General features: G+C 43.8%; 4 protein-coding genes. 3 read left to right on the top strand and 1 reads right to left on the bottom strand.

What is annotated here, in order from left to right; all coding sequences use genetic code 11:
* Positions 1–1027 (top strand): hypothetical protein (locus tag GX019_03200; protein HHT36166.1); only part of this gene is annotated, 1027 nt, incomplete at its 5' end.
* A 412-nt stretch (positions 1028–1439) separates the two neighbouring features.
* Here GX019_03200 and GX019_03195 read toward each other — a convergent pair.
* Positions 1440–2729, bottom strand: coding sequence for an extracellular solute-binding protein (locus tag GX019_03195; protein ID HHT36165.1), 1290 nt, complete (start codon positions 2727–2729; stop codon positions 1440–1442).
* A gap of 525 nt (positions 2730–3254) precedes the next feature.
* Between GX019_03195 and GX019_03190 the strand changes: the two genes are divergently transcribed.
* Both GX019_03190 and GX019_03185 read left to right on the top strand, forming a co-directional pair.
* Positions 3255–3584 carry a hypothetical protein gene (locus GX019_03190; GenBank protein ID HHT36164.1) on the top strand — a complete coding sequence of 110 codons (330 nt, stop codon included), beginning with the start codon at positions 3255–3257 and terminating at the stop codon, positions 3582–3584.
* Between the two features lie 279 nt (positions 3585–3863).
* Positions 3864–4445, top strand: a 582-nt coding sequence (locus GX019_03185; GenBank protein HHT36163.1) for a class I SAM-dependent methyltransferase, incomplete at its 3' end; no start/stop codon positions are given.

Raw genomic sequence — 4445 nt, 5'->3', positions numbered from 1 at the left:
CATCGGTGTGTACGATGAGGGTGAGCGGGGCAGAACCGGACCGTATAATGTTCGCAATCTGGTAATCTGCGGCAGCGGCCAGATCAACGGAAACGGTTTTAAGCTGGCGTATAACGAAGGACCCCATGGAAAAACGGGTAATGGGGGCAGACCGGTACCGGAGTCAACCAAAATAGATGCGTCGGTGCGGGGGCGGGTTATTACGATCCACAATGCCCAGCATGTTTATGTCGCTGATTTAACGATTGCTTACGGTCCAGCCTGGACTATCCATCCGATTTTCTGTGACAGTATTACCTTTGACAATCTTGAGGTAATTTCCAAGGGAACGGGAACAACCGGAGCTGCAGATGATATCACAATTCTTAACGGAGACGGAATTGATCCGGATTCTGCGACGAAGATCAATATCTTTAACTGCTGCTTCTTTACTGGAGATGATGCGGTTGCGGTTAAATCTGGACGCAATCAGGAAGGAAACCAACTAGATAAGCCTTCTGCGTATATCCGGGTTACGGATTGTGTGAGCAGAGGATCTAAAGGCGGATTCTGCATCGGCAGCGAGCAGTCCGGTGGTGCCCATGATATTCTCTGGCAGAATCTGGTGGTTGACAGCATTAATCTGCATGGACTCTGGATTAAGTCCAATGAAGCGAGAGGCGGAGTAGTAGAGGATGTGCTGTGGAGGGACTGCTGGATTAGGAATGTTAATACGGGTATATATCTTAATTTTGATTACAACAGCAGTAAGACAAATCCCGCAGCTGTACCTCCAGAGATTCGCTATATCACGTTTGAGAATATCCACTGTGAGGGAATGAGGCGCGCAGGTGTGAGGATCACTGGGTTGGCGGGCAGCCGGATTCATGATATTGCAATCCTAGGATGCAGCTTCAAGGATGGGGCGGAAAAAGAGAAGGCGTTTTGGATTAGACATGGATATAACTTTAATATTGAAAATGTGAAGCTGCCGGAAGGCTGTGGATGGAAAATAGAAAACGCAAAGTCTGTAAAGATAAGGGAGTGAAGAATTAGAGAGCACATATATTGTTAGCAGCTTTTTTGGCGAACCCCATTAAACTATGGAAAGCAGCCTGCTAGGAACGAGCTCGGTTTTGCGGGCTCGTTTTTTCTTGGTTAGGGTTTTGGTGTTGTGGTGGCAAATATCTTTGGAATATCTGATTCAGCTGTGGAAAAGCGGTGCCAAACTTTAAAATCCCATTCTGATACCAAATACAACATAGATGTTATCCAAGTAGTTAAATTGATCTTTTCACAAAGTGGAGTTCCCTGGCACTATTTTTCCTAGGGAATTTTGGCAAAAATTGATGCAGGGATCATACCGCATCTTAAGGAGAAGCGAGTGGAGGTAAAGTTCAATAAAAGGGCTAGGTGGATTCACCTAGCCCTCTGTTCGCGGCTGTATTAGTAAGTGCAATCTAGTTTTGGTCAAAGAAGTCGTCTAAGAACGCCTGAGCTTGATTAGCTACTTCATCCAGCGCAGAAGCAGCTCCTTTTTCTCCGTTCAATGCTTGGTCAAGCTGAGGTCTTAAAATTCTCCACATATCTGTTCCTTCGAAAATATCTCCTTCGCCCTGCCAATTCTCCTGAGCAGCGATATACATTTCATAGTGTTGTTGTGTGTTCATCCAATCAAGGACCATCTGATCCAAGAATGGAATACGGTCTTCTTCGCGGTAGAGGAAATTGGCCAGAGCAATTAATCCCTCAGGATACTCGACATTTATAGGCAGGTATGTCATCCAGAATTCAAATGCCGGATAATAGTAGCGGTCAACGTCAGGACCCATTGGCATTGGTACTAATCCAAAATTGACTCCAGCAGCTTTGGCATGGCGAACTCCACCCAAGTGGGTACGCACCAAGAATCCTACTTTGCCTGTGGTGAAATCTCCAGGGCCCATAATTCCCATTTCTCTCCACCGTCTTACAGCATTCACAACATTAATCGCATTATTGCGGTTAAAAGCGAAGACCCATTTCCCATCTTCCTGAACTGCTGTTTCTGCGCCGTTTGAAGGTGCAAAGCGGATCAATGCGTTTCCATCTCCAATATTGGACATTCCGTATTGATCGATGATTCCGTCACCATCCGTGTCCACTGTCAATGCAGCGGCGATCTGCTCAAAAGCTTCATAAGTCCATTCGCCTTTAAAGGCTAGCTCATAAGGATCCGGCTGGTTGTATTTCTCGATCAGATCTTTGTTATAGGCCATCATAGTGATACTATCGTTTACGATACCATCATGTAGAGCTACTCCGTACCGCTTACCCCTATATTTTAATTTCTCAATAATATGCCGATCGATTGATGGTAGTGATTCAAAGAACTCCTCAGGTAAATAATCATCAGCTGGCAGCAGCATGTTGGCAGACACAAGCTTAAAATACTCTACTCGGTGGGATTGTTGGCAAATATCATATTTGGCATCTCCCGCCAAAATCCTGGCCATCATTTGTTCTGCATCCTGTAAAACAAGGGTGTCGATTTTTACATTAAAAAGTTCCTCTGCTTCCGCCAATCTTGCATCAGTTGGTACAGCTCTACGTAAGTCCCAACTAACAATGGTTACTGTTTTACCGCCAAAATCAACTTCATCAGGTGACAAAACTCCTGAAGGTGGCGAATAATCACTTGCGGAGATTATACCTGCATTAACTACCATTAAGGAAATTACTAAAACCAATATTGTAAAAACCTTTTTCATTAACAATCCCTCCTTAGTATTTATACTCTAAAACCAGAAGCTGGATAACCTATCATCACCTCCATTATACCCATCCTGTGATCCAACCAACCATTTAGTCCGGTAGTTTCTTCGAAGTTTTTAGATAAAATATTACATATCCTAATACATCGTAACACTATTATAACATAATAATAAACTGATTAACATTGCGGTTTTTGCTGTAAACATTGTCTTTCGTCAATAAAGACAGCTGTTAAAAGCCTTTCATCCCCATATTCACAAGGATAGAGTTGGCAATTGTGGAATCATTAATGATAATAATGTGATCGGAAGGGGATAATAATCTTGAATAATTTCGACTACCGAAAACGCCTAGAGTTTCGTTTGAGCAGATTCCGTAGACCGGGGGATCCTTTGAGAATAACAAGGGTATTTGTTACGGATCCGAACAGAAAAGTACAATGTGGATTATGCGGGTGGCCTAGTTCATCTACTTCCGGAAAACATGCTGGGGGATTAACTTACGTCTATGTATTAACCAACATGAAATCGAACAAAGAGCTTTTTGTCGGGAGGAAGTGTGCAATCAATTCTCAACTCCTTATCTCTCAACGAGAGAAGAACTTCTCAATAGGAAACATCAATGAGATTTATGAAATTCGTAAGGATCTAGAAGCAATCGATGAGCACGACAACTTTATTGAGGAGTTTTACAATCCTGCGGAACTAATAGAAGTTGCCTTAGAAGAGGAAGCGATGGTGCGAGAGGAATATTCAGATGACCAATTTTCCCATCTGTACTTCGAAGATGATGAATATGTCGCACCTGAAGAGAAGAATGTTCCGGCTGTATATGACGAATATGAGGAATAAAGATCTATTATTGGAAAATGTTTAGAGAATTGAAGAAGCGTAAATCAGCTTTAGAGAAGTTGGAAGATGATATCGGAGTATATGAAATTCCAGCTGTAAATTATTGATGTTTCACTCCCCTTGTGCCAGCCAATTTTGGCTTGTCAGCCCAAGGGGAGTTATACTATAGACCCAGTTGGGGATGGTCTTCCTATCAATGTGAACTTAAGAAAAGAAGGAAGTTCTGATGAGGCAGGAGCAGGGGATGGTGTTAAAGAATAAGAAGAGCGGTAATCATTTTTGAGTGAATGCGGCAGCGGAGGTAAGAGTGTGATGGCAGAGCGGTATGAAAGACTTAGACGCCAATGGAATGAGCTTGCTCCCTATTGGATCGAAGAATCCAGAGCGGGTGGTGATGTATCCCGCAAAGGGATGCTTGATGCGTATATGCTTAATACCTGTGGCGATGTTAGGGGTTTACGCATTTTGGACTGCGGCTGTGGTGAAGGGCGGTTTTCCAGGCTTTTGCTTGACAGAGGAGCTGAGTACATTTTAGGTGTGGACACCTGCAAGAAGATGATTGCTGCTGCCCGCGAGCTGCAATCAGACCGGGATAAATATGTGATTGGTGATGCCCAAAACCTGGATTTTCTCTCTGATAACAGCTTTGACCTGGCTGTTTCCTATCTAAACCAGTGCGATATCCCTGATTTCGCGGCTAATGTCCGGGAAGTGTACCGCGTGCTGACCGATGGGGGTAGATATATTATTGCCGATCTCCATCCCATGCGCTCGGCAACTGGACTGTGGTGCCGCAGCGAAGACGGCACTAAACTACATGTAAATTTAGACAACTATTTTGACGAAGGCGAGCGCAACTTT

This window comes from Bacillota bacterium (assembly GCA_012837335.1).
Lineage (GTDB): Bacteria > Bacillota > Limnochordia > Darwinibacteriales > DTU012 > DTU012.
The sequence above is the reverse complement of the archived record's forward strand: the minus strand, read 5'-3'. Positions and strand labels throughout refer to the sequence as shown.

Excerpts from the sequence above, each read along its gene's own strand:
- GX019_03195 (HHT36165.1), bottom strand. The coding sequence starts at position 2,729 with ATGAAAAAGGTTTTTACAATATTGGTTTTAGTAATTTCCTTAATGGTA.
- GX019_03190 (HHT36164.1), top strand. The coding sequence starts at position 3,255 with ATGAAATCGAACAAAGAGCTTTTTGTCGGGAGGAAGTGTGCAATCAAT.